The organism is Kosakonia sp. PSU_27 (assembly GCF_039409795.1).
Taxonomy (GTDB): Bacteria; Pseudomonadota; Gammaproteobacteria; order Enterobacterales; family Enterobacteriaceae; genus Kosakonia.
In genome coordinates this window covers 301,489-320,935 of the sequence record NZ_JBCIVK010000006.1, presented here as the reverse complement: position 1 = coordinate 320,935, position 19,447 = coordinate 301,489, and the positions used below count along the sequence as shown (strand labels likewise).

Genomic DNA, 19,447 nt, shown 5'->3' with positions numbered 1-19,447 from the left:
GGTTATCCCGCCGCCTGCATGGTTGCCCACCACGTCGGGTCGGCTTCGATTTGGCCTTCCGTATTTACGTGGGGGTAAGGCAGGCCCTTGCGTTTCGCGACTCTCGCCAGCACCGGGTAGCCCCCCTCAAACAGCAGGCGTTGCTGAACTTCATCCGGCAACATGCTGTTTTCACGCTCATACATACCGGCGTTTTGCCGCTGGCGCTGTGCTTCGTAAAGGATCAAGGCAGACGCCACGGAAACATTCAGCGACTGCACCATGCCGATCATCGGGATGATAATGTCCCGATCCGCCAGATCCAGCGCTTCCTGAGTGATCCCGGTTTTCTCCTGACCCATCAGAATGCAGGTCGGGCGGGTGTAATCGATCTCGCGGAAATCAACGGCGTTATCAGATAAGTGGGTCGCGAGGATCTGCATGCCGCGCGCTTTCAGCACGCCGACAGCATCGCCAATGGTACGGTGGGTTTTCACTTCAACCCAACTGTTGCTGCCCGCAGCAGAGGAGGCCATGGTGCGCATGCGGTTGCCTGGCCAGACGGCATGAACTTCATGCACGCCGACGGCGTCCGCAGTACGGATAATGGCGGAGACGTTATGAGGTTTGTGAACCTGCTCCATGCAGACCGTCAGGTCCGGCTGACGCCTGGCGAGCATCTCGCGGATACGCGCATAACGCTGAGAATTCATAAAGTTAGTTTCGGTTGCGGGTGACTTTAATCACATCCGGCATCACGCGGATTTTGCGCATGATATTCGCCAGATGGACGCGATCGCGCGCCGTCAGACGGATAAACGCGCTGTAGACGCGGCCATCTTTTTCTTCGGTATTCAGGCTTTGAATGTTCGAAGAGGCCGTATTAATCGCTGCCGTCAGATTCGCCAGCGCGCCCTGATGGTTGAACATATCCACCTTGATCTCGGTGATAAATTCCTGCGCGGTCTCTTTATCCCACTCGACAGCCATGAATTTCTCTGGCTCTTTCTGGTAGCCACGAATGTTGCGGCAGGACTCATGGTGAATAACCAGCCCTTTGCCGGGGCTGACGTGCGCGACAATCGGGTCGCCAGGAATGGGGCGACAGCATTTGGCAAAGGTGATCAGCACGCCGTCTGCGCCTTTAATCGGCAGATGACCGCCGTTTGCGCCAGTCGGTGTTGGCGTGCTCTGTACGGCTTCCCCTTGCTGCAGGTTTTTGGCAACCACAACGCTCATGGCGTTGCCAAGACCAATTTCTGCCAGCAAATCGTCGAGCGACGCGAGCTTCATGCGATCCAGTTCGCGCTGCACATGTTCCTGCGGGATTTCGGCCAGTTTACGGCTTCCGCCCAGCGCGTGATTCAGCAGACGGCGGCCGAGGCTCACCGAGTCGTCACGCTTGAGGTTTTTCAGCATCTGGCGGATTTTGGCGCGTGCTTTCGAGCTGACGACAAAGTTCAGCCATGCGGCATTCGGGCGCGCGCCCGGTGCGGTGATAATTTCTACCGTCTGGCCGCTGGAAAGCGACTGCGACAGCGGATACGGCTGGCGGTCGACGCGCGCGCCAACGCAGGCATGGCCGATATCCGTGTGTACCGCGTAGGCGAAATCCACCGGTGTGGCGCCAGCGGGCAGCTCGACAATGCGGCCTTCCGGAGTGAAAACATAAATCTCATCGGGGAAGAGATCAGATTTAACGCTCTCGATAAATTCAAACGAACTACCGGCGCTCTGCTGCAGCTCCAGCAGGCTTTGCATCCAGCGCTGAGCGCGGATTTGTGCGGTGGTACTGCTTTCGCCATGCTCTTTATATGCCCAGTGCGCGGCAACCCCCATCTCTGCCATCTGATCCATATCTTCGGTACGGATTTGCACCTCGACCGGTACGCCGTGCGGGCCAATCATTGAGGTGTGCAGAGATTGATAGCCGTTCGCCTTGGGGATGGCGATATAGTCTTTCACGCGACCAGGACGTGGCTTGTATAAGCTGTGCATCTGGCCCAGAACGCGATAACAGGTATCCAGATCGTGAACAATTACGCGAAAGGCGTAGATGTCCATAATCGAGTGGAAACGCTGCTCTTTCAGCACCATTTTGCAGTAAATAGAGTACAGGTGCTTTTCGCGACCGCTAACGCGGCAGGGAATGCCCGCTTCCTGTAAACGCCCTTCGATTTCCGAGAGGATTTTTTGAATCATCTCTTTGCGGTTGCCGCGCGCGGCTTTGACCACTTCTTTGATCACGCGATAGCGGTTCGGGTATAGCGCTTCAAAGCCCAGCTCTTCAAGCTCGGTTTTGATGTGATGAATACCTAAACGGTGCGCCAGCGGGCTATAGATTTCGAGGGTTTCACGGGCGATGCGACGACGTTTGTCCGGGCGAAGAGAGCCCAGCGTGCGCATATTGTGGGTGCGGTCGGCGAGCTTGATAAGAATGACGCGGATATCCTGCACCATCGCCATAATCATTTTGCGAAAGTTTTCGGCCTGCGCTTCTTTCTTATCCTGAAACTTGAGCTTATCAAGCTTCGACACCCCTTCCACCAGCTCGGCAACGCTTTTGCCAAACAGCTGTTCCATATCCTGGTAGGTGGCTGGGGTATCTTCAATCACGTCGTGCAATAGCGCAGCCATCAGCGTTTCGTGGTCGAGTTTCATCTCGGCCAGAATGCAGGCAACCGCTACCGGGTGCGTGATATAAGGTTCACCGCTTGAACGTGTCTGGCCCTCGTGAGCGTCACGTGCAACGAGATACGCCTGCCTGAGACGTTTGATTTGATCTTCAGGCAGATAGTGTTGAATCAGCTGATTCAGGCTTTCAAACAGATACAAGGGTGACCTGCAGGTTAATTAACGACGACCTTCAGCAATGGCGGTTACGGCCTGCAGTTCTGCGGCTTCCTGCTCTTGCTGTTCCTGGCGCTCACGGACGTCGAGGATCTGGTTGTTGATCAGACCTTCTTCGATTTCGCGCAGCGCGATAACGGTGGTTTTATCGTTTTCTTCCGGGACTAACGGATCTTTACCGCCAACCTGCATCTGACGAGCGCGACGCGCGGCGACCAGCACCAGGTCAAAACGGTTACCAACTTTCTCTACAGCGTCCTGAACAGTTACGCGTGCCATACTTAAAATGCTCCACAGGTGAAGAAATGACTGGGCATGATACTGAAACCAGGCTCAGTCTGCCAATAGTTTGCTGATTAAAGCGTCATGTCGCTGCTTTTGGCGGCTCATGCGCAGACGTTCGGCGCGAATAATGGTTTTCAGATCGCCCAACGCGGTATCGAAATCATCATTCACAATCAGGTAATCATATTCCGCGTAATGGCTCATTTCCGCAACTGCCTGCGCCATACGTTTCGCAATGACCTCTTCGCTATCCTGGCCGCGCCCGCGCAAGCGGCGATCGAGCTCCAGCTTCGACGGCGGCAGAATAAAGATGCTGCGCGCCTGCGGCATTCGGGCGCGAATTTGCTGCGCACCCTGCCAGTCGATATCAAGAAACACATCTACGCCGGTTGCCAGCACTTGCTCAATGGCTGCGCGCGAGGTGCCGTAATAGTTACCGAAGACTTCGGCATGCTCAAGAAACGCATCCTCGCCAATCATGGATTTAAATTCATCATGATTAACAAAGAAATAGTGTTCACCGTGCACTTCACCCGGACGCGGAGCGCGCGTGGTGTGCGAAACAGAAACCTGCGTATCGTATAACGGTTGGGTTTTTAGCAAAGCCTGAATGAGGCTTGATTTACCCGCGCCGCTAGGGGCGGAAACAATATAGAGCGTGCCTTGAGCCATGAGAGTCTTTTGTATGTGAATTGCGAAAGGAAACTTACATACGTGCCTATTATACACATCGCCGCTATGTGACGTAGCCTTTGTCACACTTTTTCCCGCTGAGTTTGACATTTTGCGGCCTGCTTTCCTGTTTTATTTGCAAATTTTCACAGTAACCGTGAATTGCCGGAACCCTCCTCGCAATCTCTCTCTTTCCTTGTCGTCAGCACTGCGTAGGCCACGCTATAACAGCGGCGCTATCACAAGGAGAAGGGACAATGTGGAAAAGAACCGGATTCGCGGTGTGTCTGTTGCTATGGAGCCTGTCCAGCCAGGCGGTTTGCCCTGTCTGGTCGCCATCAAGAGCGCAAGACGAGGTTAACCGTCTTCAACAACAGCTTGCCCGGTGGAATGAGCACTACTGGAAGCAGGGAGCAAGCGAGGTAAGTGACACGGTTTACGACCAGCTCAGCGCACGGCTGGCGGCGTGGCAACGCTGTTTTGCGCTTGAACCAGCCAATTCAGCACCTGTCTTACCCGGCGGCAGTGTGAAACATCCTGTCGCACACACAGGGGTACAAAAATTGGCGGGTAAGCAAGCGCTGCAGCGCTGGATGTCAGGAAAAACCGATCTTTGGGCGCAACCAAAAGTGGATGGCGTCGCGGTGACATTAGTCTATCGCAATGGTGAACTGACGCAGGCAATCAGTCGCGGCGATGGTCTGGCTGGTGAGGACTGGACGGCAAAAATACGCGCTATCCCATCGATCCCTGAAAAGGTGAGTGGTGCGCTGGCGAACAGCGTATTGCAGGGTGAACTGTTTTTACGCACGGAAAACCATATTCAGAAACAGGCCGGTGGGCTTAACGCCCGTGCAAAAGTAGCCGGTGCGATGATGCGACGCGATGAGTCCGCCATTCTCAATGATTTGGCGTTTTTCGTCTGGGCATGGCCAGACGGCCCCGCAACGCTGGCGCAAAAGCTGGTGGAACTCAGCAAAGCCGGGTTTAGTGACGAAATGCAATACAGCGTGCCAGTGAGCACGGTAGAAGACGTCGAAAACCTGCGCAGCCGTTGGTTTACCTCTGAATTGCCTTTTGTCACCGATGGCGTGGTGGTGCGCTCGGGAACCGAACCCGCGGGAAATACGTGGCTACCGGGGCAGGGTAATTGGGTGGTGGCATGGAAATATGAACCGCCCGAGGAAATTGCAACCGTAAAAGATATTCAGTTTGCCATTGGACGCACCGGTAAAATCTCCGTGGTGGCTCTGCTGGAACCGGTGCAACTTGATGACAAACGCGTCCAGCGAGTCAATTTGGGTTCTGTCCGGCGCTGGCAAGAACTGGATGTTGCGCCTGGCGATCAAATCGCTGTCAGCCTTGCAGGACAAGGGATCCCGCGCATCGACAGTGTGGCGTGGCGTTCACTTGTTCGCGATAAACCTGTCCCACCAGCGCCACGTTTTACCGCGTTGACCTGCTTTTATGCTTCTGCAGAATGTCAGGAGCAATTCATTGCTCGCCTGGTGTGGTTGAGTTCGGCAAAAGCGCTGGGGATTGAAGGGGTTGGCGAAAGTAGCTGGCGGGGGTTGAATCAGGCGTATCACTTTGAACATCTCTTTTCATGGCTGGCGCTGACAAAAGAGCAATTACAGTCGACGCCCGGCATTTCGCCGGAACGCGGTTTACAGCTCTGGCATCGCTTTTCGCTGGTACGAGAAAAACCGTTTATTCGATGGCTTATTGCACTTGGAACACCGTTACCTCAGCCTGCTCTGAAAGTCACTGGCGACACAACGTGGCAGCAAATGCGCACGCGTAATGAAAAAGAGTGGCAACGTTTTCCGGCAATAGGTGCTGAAAAAGCCCGGCAGATCGTTGCCTTTATGCATGCTCCCGAGATTGAACAACTTTCGGCTTGGTTAGGCGAACAAGGAATAAAAGCGTTTCAGTGAGCGCTGTGCTTGTAGTGGAACACGGGCAAGCCAAGCTTCCAGCGGATAGCCAGTAACCGCGTAATGAAGCCAAACAACAACGTTGCAATTACCACCGTATCGTGGCTGGGAATCATATGACTAAGAACGATATAGAGCACGGCAGAGGCGAAGGCGATCCCAGCGTACAGCTCTTTCTGGAACACCAGCGGGATACGTTTACAAAACATATCCCGCAACACACCGCCGAACACGCCGGTAATCACCGCGGCAATCACGGCGATAACCGGGCTTTCACCCATGTCGAGAGCAATCTGCGCACCGATAATGGAAAATACCACCAACCCAAGCGCATCAAGCACCAGAAACAGACGGCGCAGATGCGGCATCACCGGCGCGAAGATCGTCGTTAATACTGCCGCGACGGCAACAATAACGACATATTCCGGGTGCTTTACCCAGCCGAGCGGGTAGTGCCCAAGCAGGATATCGCGTACCGAGCCGCCGCCCAGCGCCGTTGCTGTGGCGATAATTATCACGCCAAAGGTATCCATTCTGCGACGGCCTGCCGCCAGTGCGCCGGTCATTGCCTCGGCCGTGATGCCAATCAGATAGAGAATATGTAACAGCATGCCCGCTCCCGTAAATCAGAAGCGGCAGGGTAGCGATTTATATACAGGCAGACGATTGAGATTTTCTAAGGTGCGTTGTTTTGGATAAGTTTGACTAATGCGATATGGATGATTTGAATTGTTTTATATTATTGATTTTATTACTTAAATAGAGATTGTAATTGCTGGTAAATGGCAGCGTTTAATAAAATTAAGCATAAGTTAATTACAGGCGGCGTGATAAATAAAAAGGCCCTGCTGGGCCTTTTCAACATGCTGCAGAGATTACTCGATGTTCTGGATCTGCTCGCGCATTTGCTCAATCAGGACCTTGAGCTCGATAGCGGAGTTAGTTACCTCTGCGTTAATCGACTTGGATGCCAGCGTGTTCGACTCACGGTTGAACTCCTGCATCATAAAGTCGAGACGGCGACCCACCGCTTCTTTTTTCTTCAGAATGTTGTAGGTTTCTTTAACATGCGCTTCAAGGCGATCCAGCTCTTCGGCGACATCGATGCGCTGTGCCATCAGCACCAGTTCTTGCTCAAGGCGATTATTCTCAAGCTGCACCTGCGCCTCTTCCAGCTTGGCGACCAGGCGTTCGCGTTGCCATTGCAGGATTTCCGGCATATGGGCGCGGACTTTGCTGACTTCGGTGCTCACGCCTTCCAGACGCTGTTCGATCAGCCCTTTCAGCGCCTGACCTTCAGTTTCACGGGCGACGATAAAATCATCCAGCGCGCCGTCAAGTGCGGCGAGGATCTGCGCGGCGATGGCGTCCAGATCCTGCTCTTGTGCAGCCATTACGCCTGGCCAGCGCAGAATATCAACCGGGTTGATTTCCCCTTCGTCGCTCTGCATTTTGACCCAGTTCGCCGCATTCACCAGCTGTTTAGCCAGTTTTTCGTTCAGGATCAGTTCGCCCTGCGCACTGGCATCAGGCTCAAAACGGAGATTACACTCCACTTTACCGCGCGTCAGACGGCTACGGAGACGTTCACGGACAACCGGCTCGAGGCTGCGAAATTGCTCCGGCAGGCGGAAGTAAGTTTCCAGATAACGCTGGTTAACCGAGCGCAGTTCCCAGGAGGCAGAGCCCCATTCACCCTTGATTTCACGCCGGGCATAGGCGGTCATACTGCGGATCATAGACGTTCCCGTTTTCAAAGAGAGATGCGGGGATTATAGCTTTCGTGGCCTTATCAGGATAGGAATAACCTTGGTAAGCCAGTATAATGCGCAGCCACATTCGATAAGCCGGAGAAATTATCATGCGTCCAGCAGGCCGTAGCGCCAACCAGGTGCGCCCCGTCACCCTGACCCGTAATTACACAAAACACGCAGAAGGCTCCGTGCTGGTTGAATTTGGTGATACCAAAGTGCTGTGCACCGCGTCCATCGAAGAGGGTGTTCCGCGCTTTCTGAAAGGTCAGGGCCAGGGCTGGATCACCGCCGAATATGGCATGTTGCCGCGCTCGACTCACACCCGTAACGCGCGTGAAGCCGCGAAAGGCAAGCAGGGCGGGCGTACCATGGAAATCCAGCGCCTTATCGCTCGCGCGCTGCGTGCGGCGGTTGATTTGAACGCGCTGGGCGAATTCACCATTACGCTTGACTGCGATGTCATTCAGGCCGATGGCGGCACGCGTACCGCGTCAATTACCGGCGCGTGCGTTGCGCTGGCGGACGCGCTTAACAAACTGGTTGCCGCCGGTAAGCTGAAAACCAATCCGATGAAAGGCATGGTGGCGGCGGTTTCCGTGGGTATTGTTAATGGCGAAGCCGTTTGTGATCTTGAATATGTGGAAGACTCCGCAGCCGAAACCGACATGAACGTGGTGATGACCGAAGACGGTCGCATGATTGAAGTTCAGGGTACGGCGGAAGGCGAGCCTTTCTCCCATGAAGAGTTACTCACCCTGCTGGCGCTGGCCAGAGGGGGGATCGAATCGATTATCGCGACGCAGAAGGCGGCGCTAGAGAATTAATTTTAAGGGCGACTGATGAGTCGCCCTTTTTTTTGCGCTTTATACTTCATGCGGCTTCTTTGTCGGCTGTCGCGAGTCATGCCTGCGCTATTCACCAGGTATGATTTACGTGGTCTGCGCGAGGTCGCGCGACATATGTGGCGTAATCTGTAAATAATGAAAAGTGAGATGAGGAGCGGATCCATGAAAGCGTATCAGCGTCAGTTTATTGAATTTGCGCTTAACAAGCAGGTACTGAAGTTCGGCGAGTTCACGCTGAAATCCGGGCGCAAAAGCCCCTATTTCTTCAACGCCGGGCTGTTTAATACCGGGCGCGATCTGGCTCTGTTAGGGCGTTTTTACGCCGAAGCGCTGGTGGATTCCGGTATCGATTTTGATCTGCTGTTTGGCCCGGCTTACAAAGGTATTCCTATCGCGACCACCACGGCCGTAGCGCTGGCGGAGCACCACGAGCGCGATGTGCCTTATTGCTTTAACCGTAAAGAAGCCAAAACCCACGGCGAAGGCGGCAATCTGGTGGGCAGCGCCTTGCAGGGGCGTGTCATGCTGGTGGATGACGTGATCACTGCCGGAACGGCGATTCGCGAATCGATGGAGATTATCCAGGCTAACGGCGCAACGCTTGCCGGCGTGCTGATCTCTCTGGATCGCCAGGAGCGTGGTCGCGGTGATATTTCGGCAATTCAGGAAGTAGAACGCGATTATGGCTGTAACGTGATTTCGATTGTCACACTCAAAGACTTGATCGCCTACCTCGAAGAGAAACCGGAGATGGCCGATCATCTGGCCGCTGTGCGCGCCTATCGCGAGCAGTACGGCGTTTAAATGTATTCCCGGCAGGCGACTGCCGGGTCCGTTTTACACCAGCTTCGCGCCCTGAGTGTTTACATAAAGTGAATAGACCGAGGTGCTGGAAGCCATAAACAGGCGATTGCGCTGTTCGCCGCCAAAGCACAAGTTAGCGCAGCGCTCCGGCAGGTGGATCATTCCAATCGCTTTGCCTTGCGCATTGAACACGCGCACGCCGTCCAGCTCCTCGGTACCCATTCCCCACCCGCACCACAGGTTGCCATGTACATCGATGGCGATGCCATCTGCCGTGCCGTTACCGCAGTCGATATGTACCCGCCGGTTTTTAAGCTGATTACCTTCGATATCCCACGCCAGAATTAAGCGATTGGGCGTCGCGCGGCTTTCCACCACAAACAGCGTTTTTTCATCCGGCGAGAAGCAGATGCCGTTTGGCCCTTTAACATCGCCCAGCACCACTTCCAGCTTGCGGGTTTCAGGCTCCAGTCGATAAACGTTTTGCGGCAACTGCGGGGTAGCTTTATGCCCTTCATAAAAACCGGCAATACCAAATGGCGGATCGGTAAACCAGATGGAGCCGTCGGATTTCACGGCAATGTCATTCGGTGAATTCAGCGGCTTGCCGTCGTAGCTGTCTGCCAGCACGGTGATGGTGCCGTCGTATTCTGTGCGCGTAATGCGGCGGGTATCGTGCTCACAGCTGATTAGACGCCCTTGTCTGTCGCGAGCGTGGCCGTTAGCGTTATTGGAAGGCTGGCGAAAAACACTGGTTGTACCGGTGGCTTCATCCCAGCGCATGACCGCGTTGTTGGGAATATCGCTCCACAACAGCATGCGGGTATCGCCAAACCAGACGGGCCCTTCTGCCCAGCGGCATCCGGTCGCGATCTGCTCTACTTTGGCGCTGGAAACCATATAGTCGCGAAAGCTGTCATCCAGCGCCACGATGCTGGGATCGGGGTAGCGGGCTGAGGGTGCCCATGCGGCGATACTCTTCTGGCTTAGAAGCAGTGATGCGGTGGCGATACCGCTGAGTTTAAGCAGTTCCCGACGTGATGTTGCCATCAAGCGTCTCCTTATTTGTAGGGTTTTTATGAGGATATTTCGCTTAAGTGGAAAGATACTGCCAGAGGGAGGGTAGGGGATCCGCGACGCCACAACATCTGGCATCTTAACGAATTACGTTGGGCTTTTTTACAGAGTGCGGGGAAATGAGAATGCAGCCGCAAGGGCTGCATGAGGAATTACTGTAATTGTGCGGCCAACAGCGGCCAGCGGGCGTCGAAATCTTCGGTCGGGCTGTATTTAAACTCGCTGCGCACAAAACGTGACAGCATCCCTTCGCAAAACGCCAGCAACTGGCTTGCCAGTAACGTTTCATCGGTCGCGTAGGCTTCGCCTTCGCGCATCTTGCGTTCGCGCAGCACCTGGCGCAGCTGCGCTTCAATGCGTTCGAACAGCTGGCTAATGCGCCCTTGCAGGCGGTCTTGTTCGAACATCAGCGCATGGCCGGTCATAATGCGTGTCAAACCCGGATTACGTTCACCAAAGCCCAGAATCAGCAGCACAATCAGACGCAGACGCGCGGTTGTGTCTTTCTCGTCTTTTAAAATCAGGTTGATACGGGTAATCAGGCTATCTTCGATAAATTCAATCAGGCTGTCGAACATGCGCGTTTTACTGGGGAAGTGGCGGTACAGCGCCGCTTCAGAAACGCCAACGGACGCCGCCAGTTTTGCCGTCGTAATACGCTGGCTTCCATCGCTGGATTCCAGCATCAGCGCCAGAGATTGAAGTATTTCCTCGCGACGATTCCTTTTCGCAGTTTGTTTTTCTGCCATGTTCCAAAATACCCCTGAAAATAAGCACTTGTCAGGCGAGCAACCACAGGGCGGCCGCAAACGGAGTGCGTTTGCGGTGATGTTATCGCGTTATTTCGCCGTGTGATGCGTTAAATAGGGCTGCTTATTGGCGCCCGGAATGGCCGAAGCCGCCTTCGCCGCGCTCGGTCGCGTCAAAGGATTCCACCAGGTTAAATTCTGCCTGAACGACCGGCACAAAGACCATTTGCGCGATGCGTTCACCCGGCACGATGGTAAAGCTGTCCTGGCCGCGGTTCCAGACGGAAACCATCAATTGCCCCTGGTAATCCGAGTCAATCAGCCCCACCAGGTTGCCCAGCACGACGCCATGTTTATGGCCCAGACCGGAACGCGGCAGAATGACCGCAGCCAGTGTTGGATCGGCAATATGGATTGCCAGACCGGTCGGCAGCAACGTCGTTGCGCCAGGTGCCAGCTCTACGGCGTCATCGAGACAGGCACGCAGGTCAAGTCCGGCAGAACCGGAGGTGGCATATGTCGGCAGCGGGAATTCCTTGCCAACGCGCGGGTCCAGAATCTTAACGTCGATTTTTTTCATCATAACGGGTAACGATCTCGTCCAGTAATAGGTGTCCCAGAAGTTCTTTGCGCTCCAGCGGCAAGCGTTTGTCGCCATCCTGCCAGAAAAGGTGTAATGCATTGTTGTCGCTGTTAAATCCCTGATTTGATTGCGAAACATCGTTGGCGCAAATCAGATCCAGGTTTTTGCGGGCGCGTTTTTGCCGGGCATATTCTTCCACATTATTTGTTTCGGCAGCAAACCCAACAACATAAGGTCGATGAGCAGAAAGTGCGGCAACGCCAGCGACGATATCCGGGTTTTTCACCATTTTTATCGTGATTTCATCGCCTTGCTTTTTGATTTTTTCTTCAGCGACGCGGGCGGCGCGATAATCCGCAACGGCGGCGCAACCGATAAAAATATTCTGCTGCTGAACGCGGCTCTGGACCGCAGCCTCCATCTCCAGTGCCGTAGTCACATCCACACGTTGCACCAGCGGCGGCGTTGCCAGCGAGACAGGGCCGGAGACCAGCGTGACATTCGCACCGCGGCTTGCAGCAGCGGCGGCAATGGCGAAGCCCATCTTACCGGAACTGAGATTAGTGATGTAACGCACCGGATCTAACGGTTCACGCGTCGGACCGGCGGTAATCATGATGTTCAGATGTTGCAGATCTTTGACCGGCGAGAAATGCGCGGCGGCCATATCCACAATGGTCAGCGGATCGAGCATTCTTCCAGGACCAACATCGCCACAGGCCTGGCTACCGCTGTCCGGGCCCCACAGCAACAGCCCGCGCGAGGCCAGCACCTGCAAATTATGCTGGGTGGCGGCGGCGCGGTACATCTGCTGATTCATCGCGGGAACAACGGCGACAGGCGACGGTGTGGCAAGGCAAATCGTGGAGACCAGGTCGTTTGCCATACCGGCAGCAACGCGGGCGATCAAATCCGCGGTGGCGGGGGCGAGGATCACTAAATCAGCCCATTTGCCCAGCTCAATATGGCCCATTGCCGCTTCAGCGGCGGGATCAAGCAGGCTGTCGGATACCGGATAACCGGAAACGGCCTGCAGGCTCATCGGCGTAATAAAGGCTTTTGCCGCCTCGGTCATTGCGACACGGACTTCTGCTCCGCGATCGCGCAAACGGCGCACCAGTTCGGGCGCTTTATAGGCCGCAATACCGCCGCTCACGCCGAGGACAATCTTTTTACCCGCCAGACTGATCATGATTCTTTCCTGTTGGATTTCACCAGAAGCTGGGCATTTTATCACAATCCTGGTGTTGTCGTGCTGTTGCCCATAAACCACTTTGCGAGGCACTACGCAGAGATATGACTCCCTGGTCGAAGCGAGATGGCAGCTATGGCAGCATTGGCGGGAGCGAAGGAGAAATGAATATGGATATTGTTTTTACGCCTCAAAAACCGCGTGAAAAAATGATGAAGTTCGGTATTGAGTCACTGACTGACGTGGAACTCCTGGCGCTTTTTTTGCGCACCGGAACACAGGGAAAAAGCGTGCTCACCGTCGCGCGTGAAATGCTCAAGCAGTTTGGTTCGTTGTATACACTGCTCTCCGCCGATCTTGATGATTTTAAAGAGGTGCATGGCATTGGCCTTGCCAAATACGCTCAACTGCGGGGTATCGGCGAACTGGCGCGGCGCTATTATAATGCGCGCCTGCTGGAAGAGAGCTCACTGCTGAGCCCGGAAATGACGCGCGAGTTTTTACAAAGCCAGCTTGCGGGCGAAGAGCGCGAGATCTTTATGGTGATCCTGATGGATAACCAGAACCGGATACTTAAACATTGTCGGCTTTTTACCGGCACGATTAACCAAGTTGAGGTGCATCCGCGAGAAATTTTGCGTGAAGCGTTAAAAGTCAATGCGGCCGCCGTGATCCTCGCGCATAATCACCCCTCTGGTAACGCTGAGCCGAGCAAAGCGGACAGGCAGATCACTGAGCGGGTAATAAAATGCTGCCAGTTCATGGATATCCGGGTGCTCGATCATCTGGTTATTGGTCGCGGTGAGTACGTTTCTTTTGCCGAACGTGGCTGGATTTAGACCACTTTGCGCGATCCATCGGGATCTTTGTCTGTTCGGGACTTGAGCACACCGCCGACTCAGCGTATACTACGCCACCTTTGAGAATCTCGGGTTTGGCATTTGGGCCTGGCAATCGAGAGTTCACATAGAACTGCGATGACCGGGCTGTAAAGCCTGACGAGGCGCCGATACCCCATACGAAGCTCGAGCTAATTTGATTTTTGGAGAATAGACATGTCCCGAGTCTGCCAAGTTACTGGCAAGCGTCCGGTGACCGGTAACAACCGTTCCCACGCACTGAACGCGACTAAACGCCGTTTCCTGCCGAACCTGCACTCTCACCGTTTCTGGGTTGAGAGCGAAAAGCGTTTTGTCACCCTGCGTGTATCTGCTAAAGGTATGCGTGTAATCGATAAGAAAGGCATCGATACAGTTCTGTCTGAACTGCGTGCCCGTGGCGAAAAGTACTAAGTACTTAAAGGATATAAATCATGGCTAAAGGTATTCGTGAGAAAATCAAGCTGGTTTCTTCCGCTGGTACTGGTCACTTCTACACCACCACGAAGAACAAACGTACTAAGCCGGAAAAACTGGAACTGAAAAAATTCGATCCAGTTGTCCGTCAGCACGTGCTGTACAAAGAAGCTAAAATCAAATAATTTTAGTTTTCTTGCACAAAAACCCCGCTCTGTCGGGGTTTTTGCATTTCTGACCACCCATAAACCGGAGACGAGATGCCTGAATTACCCGAAGTCGAAACCAGCCGCAGAGGTATTGAACCGCACCTTGTTGGCGAAACCATTCTTCATGCGGTGGTGCGCAACGGGCGATTGCGCTGGCCGGTTTCCGAAGAGATCCACAGCCTGAGCGACAAACCGGTACTGAGTGTTCAGCGCCGCGCCAAATATTTGCTGCTCGAATTGCCCGACGGCTGGATCATTATTCACCTTGGCATGTCCGGTAGCCTGCGTATTCTTCCCCATGAGTTACCTGCTGAAAAACACGACCACGTCGATTTGGTGATGAGCAATGGCAAAGTGCTGCGCTACACCGATCCACGTCGTTTTGGCGCGTGGCTGTGGACGAAAGAGCTGGAAGGCCACAATGTGCTCGCGCATCTCGGCCCGGAGCCGCTCAGCGACGCTTTCAACGCTGAATATTTCCAGCAGAAATGCGCGAAGAAGAAAACCGCCATTAAACCCTGGCTCATGGATAACAAGCTGGTGGTCGGCGTGGGAAATATCTACGCCAGCGAATCGCTGTTTGCCGCCGGGATCCATCCCGATCGGCTGGCTTCGTCACTCTCGGCGCAGGAGTGCGAAATTCTGGTGCGGGTGATCAAAGCGGTGCTGCTGCGCTCTATCGAACAGGGCGGAACCACGCTAAAAGACTTTTTACAAAGCGACGGTAAACCGGGCTATTTCGCCCAGGAGTTGCAGGTATATGGTCGGGAAGGGGAACCGTGTCGCGTCTGCGGCACGCCGATTGTTGCCGCAAAGCATGCACAGCGCTCAACGTTTTACTGCCGACGCTGCCAGAAATAAGAGCCAGAAAGCTTACTTAAGCTTCTCTAACAGCGCCCGGTGAACATCAGGCGGCAGAAAGTGGGTGACATCGCCCTGATGGCGCGCCACTTCTTTGACCAGCGTGGACGAGATAAACGACCACTCTTTCGACGGCATAAGAAAGACGCTTTCCAGCTCCGGCATCAGGTGGCGGTTCATATGGGCCAGCTGCATCTCATATTCGAAATCCGCTACCGCCCGCAAACCGCGAATAAGGATATTTGCCTGCTGGGCACGGGTAAAATTGGCCATCAAATCGCTAAACCCCACCACGGAAACATTCGGTAGATGTGCCGTCGCTGCTTGCGCCAGTGCCACGCGCTCTGGCAGGTCAAACAGCGGTTTTTTGCTTGGGCTGGCGGCAATCGCTAATATCACCTCATCAAACATCGTGGCGGCGCGGGTCACAATATCAATATGCCCGTTAGTGATGGGGTCAAAGGTGCCGGGATAAATCGCTTTTGTGCTCATCGCTTATTCTTTCTCTGAATAACCGTGGTTCAGCGCCCACAGCTCGGTGTATTTATTGAAAGTATACTGCGCATTAACCACTGCCAGCAGCCAGCCCTGTTTGCCATCCAGCACGCCGCCACGCAGTAACAATGTTTTGACGAAGGCGCCCAAAGTATGCGCGAAAATTCCCGGTAGCGACGTTTTTTTACCGCACTGATGGCGTTCCTGCGCCCACGCCGTGGCGTAATTGAACTGTTTACGCTGAAAGCTGGCGAAATCCCGGCAGGTCAGATGCAGCAAATCACCACTGAGCGCAATGACCGGCGCTTGCGGCGCATCCAGCGATTCATGCACCAGATTACCGTTGTACTGATAGCGCTCGCGCTCGTACAGGCGGGTAACGCGATCCGGATACCAACCACTGTGGCGCATAAAGCGGCCAAGGAAATAGTTACGGCGGGCAATGCTGTAAACGGCGCCCGGCTGCGGTGCGGCGAGTGTCGCGCGAATGTGCTCTGCGAGTTCCGGAGTGACGCGCTCGTCGGTATCGAGCATCAGGATGTAATCGCCGCTGGCGTAGCGCTGTGCCAGCTGGCGCTGTACGCCGTAACCCGACCAGTCAGTATGGGTGAAGACTTTGGCGCCCGCGCGGCTGGCAATGCCCACTGTATCGTCGCTGCTGCCGGAATCCAGCAGCACAATTTCATCCGCCCAGGCAACGGATGCCAGACAATCGGGCAGCAGATCCGCCGCGTTTTTGGCGATCATCACCACCGACAAACGTTTGGACATTAATGGCTCCGCTGAGGCAAATACGGTTGCAGAAGTTGCAGCAGGCGCGCCAGCGCGCCCTGGTTCTGGTGCAGCACTTCCACCGCGTGGCGGCCGTACCATAAACGGTAATCTTCATCCGTCAGCAGGGTCGACACCTCTTTCACCAGCGAATCCGCATCGGTGACGGTGATCAACCCTTCCGCTTCCTGCAGACGTGCGCAGATATCTTTGAAATTAAACGTATGTGGCCCCATCAGCACGGGAATCGCGTGCGCGGCGGGCTCCAGCGGGTTGTGGCCGCCGCGTTCAACCAGGCTGCCGCCGACAAACGCCAGATCGGCGATACCATACAGCAACATCAGTTCACCCATCGTGTCGCCGATCACTACCTGTGTGCTGCTGGAAGGGATTTCGCCCGAGCTGCGCAAGGTGTAGCTGAAACCGGCTTTCTGCGCCAAATTGCGCGCATCCGGGAAGCGTTCCGGGTGGCGGGGCACCAGAATCAACAGTAAATCAGGGAAGGTTTCCAGCAGCTTGCGGTGCGCTTGTAAAATAATCGCTTCTTCGCCGTCGTGCGTGCTGGTAGCAATCCACACCTGGCGGCGTGGTGCCCACTGGCGGCGCAGCGTTATTGCGCGTGCAGCGAGTTCTGGCGTTACGGAGATATCAAATTTCAGGCTGCCGGTCACGGTCAACTGGCTGCGCTTTAAGCCTAATTGCAGAAAACGGTCGGCATCTTCCTGGTTTTGCGCGGCAATTAGGGTGATTTTGCTCAGCAGGCGGCGCATAAATTTGCCCAACTTGCCGTAACCTTTTGCCGAGCGTTCTGACAGCCGTGCATTAGCGATAACCAAGGGGATTTGGCGCGCTTTCAGCGCGGAAATCATGTTCGGCCACAGTTCGGTTTCCATCACGATCACCAGCTTTGGGCGAACATTGTTGAGAAAACGGTTCATGGCGCAGGGCAGATCGTAAGGGAGATAAACATGATGTACGTCTTTGCCGAACGCCGACATCACCCGTTCCGAGCCGGTTGGCGTCATGGTGGTCACAGTGATGGGCAGCGAAGGGTAGCGATGGCGCAGTGCGCGCACCAGCGGGATCGCCGCCAGCGTTTCTCCCACGGAGACGGAATGCAGCAGAATACCGTCCGGCTTCACTTTGTTACGACAAAAACCATAGCGTTCAGCCCAGCGTTTGCGGTAAGCGGGGGCTTTGCGGCTGCGAAGTAATAATCGCAACCACACCAGAGGCTGAATTAAGTAAAGCAGGGTGGTATACAACAATTCCAAGCGACTATCCGTTTTTTTAAGATTCGGCGGGCAAATTCTAAGCATTTAGGGCGGCTAAAGCTATACCTTTGGCGCGCCAGCCACTTCTTTTGAGGGTGTAACGTCCAGTAGGGAAATGATTCTGGTAGGAAATTAAGAAAAGACGGGCATTTCTGCCCGTCCCGGGCGGTGATTATGGTTTAACGTCCGAAAGTGAATCCAGATGATAAGTCACTTTTTCGGAAAGGCCGCGGATATCGCCGCCGGTGATGTAGTAGCTGTCATCTTTTTGGTTGGGGTTGCTCACATCAAAACCGATCATTTTGTTTATCAGGGTTGCCAGTTGGTAATGGTTGCGTGGCGTTTGTGGCGAAATAGCGCTTAGCGACATTGTGGGGTCGTTACTGAAATAGATAAATGGCACCTCAGCGATCGGCATTTCAACGACCGAATGCCCAAATAAACCACCTTCTCCAACCCGCTCGCCGTGGTCGGAAGTAATAAAGACCAGCACAGGTAGCTTCGATTTCGCCATAACAGTACGGATGGCGGATGCCAGCTCTTTGTCATAGAAGCGCACAGCGTCGTCATATTCATTTTTTTTCTGTGTCACGGTATCGCTAAGCGCTGGCGTCGAGAATTTAGCAAACCCTTGCGGGATATTGCTATCGTAAGGAATATGCGGTGCACGGCTGTTTAAGACCATTAAGAACGGCTTATCCCAATTCATTCCAGCGTCTTCAACCGACGGAGTTAACACTTGATCCGCGCCGATATCGGGTGCCGGGCGAATCTGCGTGTCTTCCCAGAGATCGATATCGTGTATACCGATCCAGTTACTCAAGCCTTCAAGTCCCTGCGCCGAAATAAACGCTGTTTCAAACCCCTGCTTGTTCGCATTAGCGAATATATTGGTCGCTTTCGACTTGTATGCAAAATAGTTATCTGGCTCGCGCAAATTATTCACCAGCATCGGGATCGCGACACGGGTAGAAACGGCATTGGAGACGATCAGTTTGCTACTGCCATGATATTGCTCCATCAATGCCTTCAACTCTGGCGTGGTATCGCGCTCATAGCCGAGAGCACTGATACGGTGCGGGTTCAGGCTTTCGCCAATCGCCAGAATGATTGAGTATTTACCAAACTGGAAATCACTTCTTGGTGTCACCTGATAAGGCTCGTAACTCGCGATATTCTGATTCTCACCGGATATAGCTTCAGGGATCAGGCGCATGGCGCTGAAGCTTACGGCAGACAAACCATTACGTAGCAATGAGTGGCGCAGATCCGGGTTGAATTTGTACATCTGCCCATCTTTGGCCTTATAAAACTGACCGACAAACATCACCGTAATAACTAACAGGCACGGTACCGCCAGTGAATTTCGCCACTGCGGCGCAAGGCGGCGAGCAAAACCGAGAATGAAGACAAGCGCGATCGCCAGGATAGAAAAGAAAATTCCCAGTGAACCCAGGCTGTCAAGCATGCCTCTGGCGATATCGTTTGTTTCAACAAAAGCCAACCAGACTTCGCTTGGCCCATAGAACTGACCGTAAAATTGGTAGTAAATGGCCTCTGTAACCTGAACGATAAAGGTTACGGACAGCAATAAACGCGTAATGATGAAACGCGCGCTGATAGCGGCCAGCAGAGCAATGATGAGATAAAGCGCAATATCATCACTTTTGGGGCGATAGACATGATCCTTCGCGATAACAATGAGTTCAGAAAAAGAAAAAAGCAGTACAAAAGATAACGTCAGGAGCAGAGTCCGTACGCTATCGCGCCCCACTTTTCCGTGGGCCGATAAAGAGTTACTTAACATTTAACTAC

The 19,447-nt window shown here is 54.1% G+C and carries 21 protein-coding genes; 7 read left to right on the top strand and 14 right to left on the bottom strand.

What is annotated here, in order from left to right:
* Window positions 1-2: 2 nt before the first annotated feature.
* From trmH to gmk, 4 genes are read right to left on the bottom strand one after another with little or no spacing between them, the layout of a single operon-like run.
* A complete protein-coding gene (gene trmH / locus AAIG26_RS17205; RefSeq protein WP_020455763.1) occupies window positions 3-692 on the bottom strand; it encodes a tRNA (guanosine(18)-2'-O)-methyltransferase TrmH in 690 nt (229 codons plus the stop codon).
* Window positions 693-696: 4 nt separating this feature from the next.
* Window positions 697-2,814 (bottom strand): bifunctional GTP diphosphokinase/guanosine-3',5'-bis pyrophosphate 3'-pyrophosphohydrolase, encoded by a 2,118-nt coding sequence (spoT, locus tag AAIG26_RS17200; RefSeq protein ID WP_020455762.1) that lies wholly within the window; start codon window positions 2,812-2,814, stop codon window positions 697-699.
* A gap of 18 nt (window positions 2,815-2,832) precedes the next feature.
* The gene (gene rpoZ, locus AAIG26_RS17195; RefSeq protein WP_007369481.1) at window positions 2,833-3,108 is read right to left on the bottom strand and encodes a DNA-directed RNA polymerase subunit omega; all 276 of its coding nucleotides are present in this window, start codon (window positions 3,106-3,108) and stop codon (window positions 2,833-2,835) included.
* A 54-nt stretch (window positions 3,109-3,162) separates the two neighbouring features.
* Window positions 3,163-3,786 carry a guanylate kinase gene (gene gmk, locus AAIG26_RS17190; RefSeq protein ID WP_020455761.1) on the bottom strand — a complete coding sequence of 208 codons (624 nt, stop codon included), beginning with the start codon at window positions 3,784-3,786 and terminating at the stop codon, window positions 3,163-3,165.
* Window positions 3,787-4,043: 257 nt separating this feature from the next.
* Between gmk and ligB the strand changes: the two genes are divergently transcribed.
* A complete protein-coding gene (ligB, locus tag AAIG26_RS17185; RefSeq protein WP_343181069.1) occupies window positions 4,044-5,723 on the top strand; it encodes an NAD-dependent DNA ligase LigB in 1,680 nt (559 codons plus the stop codon).
* Here the strand turns inward: ligB and AAIG26_RS17180 are convergent.
* A complete protein-coding gene (locus AAIG26_RS17180) occupies window positions 5,717-6,334 on the bottom strand; it encodes a trimeric intracellular cation channel family protein (protein ID WP_343181068.1) in 618 nt (205 codons plus the stop codon). The genes ligB and AAIG26_RS17180 overlap by 7 nt on opposite strands.
* A gap of 264 nt (window positions 6,335-6,598) precedes the next feature.
* Window positions 6,599-7,462, bottom strand: a complete 864-nt coding sequence (locus AAIG26_RS17175) for a YicC/YloC family endoribonuclease (protein ID WP_020455758.1) — start codon at window positions 7,460-7,462, stop codon at window positions 6,599-6,601.
* Window positions 7,463-7,584: 122 nt separating this feature from the next.
* On the opposite strand from AAIG26_RS17175, the gene rph reads away from it, so the two are divergent.
* Together rph and pyrE are read left to right on the top strand one after the other, a co-directional pair.
* Complete coding sequence (rph, locus tag AAIG26_RS17170; RefSeq protein ID WP_017458165.1) at window positions 7,585-8,301, top strand: ribonuclease PH; 717 nt, start codon at window positions 7,585-7,587, stop codon at window positions 8,299-8,301.
* A gap of 183 nt (window positions 8,302-8,484) precedes the next feature.
* Window positions 8,485-9,126: an orotate phosphoribosyltransferase gene (gene pyrE / locus AAIG26_RS17165; RefSeq protein ID WP_097406395.1), complete on the top strand. Its 642-nt coding sequence runs from the start codon at window positions 8,485-8,487 to the stop codon at window positions 9,124-9,126.
* 33 nt (window positions 9,127-9,159) lie between these two features.
* Here the strand turns inward: pyrE and AAIG26_RS17160 are convergent, their stop codons facing one another.
* The 4 genes from AAIG26_RS17160 to coaBC all read right to left on the bottom strand — a co-directional run bounded on the left by AAIG26_RS17160 (window position 9,160) and on the right by coaBC (window position 12,724).
* Window positions 9,160-10,176, bottom strand: a complete 1,017-nt coding sequence (locus AAIG26_RS17160; RefSeq protein ID WP_343181067.1) for an SMP-30/gluconolactonase/LRE family protein — start codon at window positions 10,174-10,176, stop codon at window positions 9,160-9,162.
* A gap of 179 nt (window positions 10,177-10,355) precedes the next feature.
* A complete protein-coding gene (slmA, locus tag AAIG26_RS17155; RefSeq protein WP_017458168.1) occupies window positions 10,356-10,952 on the bottom strand; it encodes a nucleoid occlusion factor SlmA in 597 nt (198 codons plus the stop codon).
* Between the two features lie 124 nt (window positions 10,953-11,076).
* On the bottom strand, window positions 11,077-11,535 hold the full coding sequence (dut, locus tag AAIG26_RS17150) for a dUTP diphosphatase (protein ID WP_045507484.1): 459 nt from the start codon (window positions 11,533-11,535) through the stop codon (window positions 11,077-11,079).
* Entirely contained in the window at window positions 11,513-12,724 is a 1,212-nt protein-coding gene (coaBC, locus tag AAIG26_RS17145) for a bifunctional phosphopantothenoylcysteine decarboxylase/phosphopantothenate--cysteine ligase CoaBC (RefSeq protein WP_343181139.1), read from the bottom strand. Before coaBC ends, dut begins: the two co-directional genes overlap by 23 nt.
* Before the next feature lie 173 nt (window positions 12,725-12,897).
* Here coaBC and radC point away from each other — a divergent pair, with 173 nt between their 5' ends.
* From radC to mutM, 4 genes are all read left to right on the top strand, one after another.
* On the top strand, window positions 12,898-13,566 hold the full coding sequence (gene radC / locus AAIG26_RS17140) for a DNA repair protein RadC (RefSeq protein ID WP_020455753.1): 669 nt from the start codon (window positions 12,898-12,900) through the stop codon (window positions 13,564-13,566).
* 216 nt (window positions 13,567-13,782) lie between these two features.
* Window positions 13,783-14,019, top strand: a complete 237-nt coding sequence (gene rpmB / locus AAIG26_RS17135) for a 50S ribosomal protein L28 (protein ID WP_002436699.1) — start codon at window positions 13,783-13,785, stop codon at window positions 14,017-14,019.
* Between the two features lie 20 nt (window positions 14,020-14,039).
* A complete protein-coding gene (rpmG, locus tag AAIG26_RS17130) occupies window positions 14,040-14,207 on the top strand; it encodes a 50S ribosomal protein L33 (RefSeq protein WP_003024094.1) in 168 nt (55 codons plus the stop codon).
* 75 nt (window positions 14,208-14,282) lie between these two features.
* Entirely contained in the window at window positions 14,283-15,092 is an 810-nt protein-coding gene (mutM, locus tag AAIG26_RS17125; RefSeq protein ID WP_045507493.1) for a bifunctional DNA-formamidopyrimidine glycosylase/DNA-(apurinic or apyrimidinic site) lyase, read from the top strand.
* A 12-nt stretch (window positions 15,093-15,104) separates the two neighbouring features.
* Here mutM and coaD read toward each other — a convergent pair whose 3' ends face one another.
* The 4 genes from coaD to AAIG26_RS17105 form a co-directional block, all read right to left on the bottom strand.
* Window positions 15,105-15,584: a pantetheine-phosphate adenylyltransferase gene (coaD, locus tag AAIG26_RS17120; protein ID WP_343181066.1), complete on the bottom strand. Its 480-nt coding sequence runs from the start codon at window positions 15,582-15,584 to the stop codon at window positions 15,105-15,107.
* A 3-nt stretch (window positions 15,585-15,587) separates the two neighbouring features.
* A complete protein-coding gene (locus AAIG26_RS17115; protein WP_343181065.1) occupies window positions 15,588-16,358 on the bottom strand; it encodes a glycosyltransferase family 2 protein in 771 nt (256 codons plus the stop codon).
* Window positions 16,358-17,632, bottom strand: coding sequence for a lipid IV(A) 3-deoxy-D-manno-octulosonic acid transferase (gene waaA, locus AAIG26_RS17110; RefSeq protein ID WP_020455749.1), 1,275 nt, complete (start codon window positions 17,630-17,632; stop codon window positions 16,358-16,360). Before waaA ends, AAIG26_RS17115 begins: the two co-directional genes overlap by 1 nt.
* Window positions 17,633-17,804: 172 nt before the next feature.
* Window positions 17,805-19,439, bottom strand: coding sequence for a sulfatase-like hydrolase/transferase (locus tag AAIG26_RS17105; protein WP_343181063.1), 1,635 nt, complete (start codon window positions 19,437-19,439; stop codon window positions 17,805-17,807).
* Window positions 19,440-19,447: the final 8 nt, after the last annotated feature.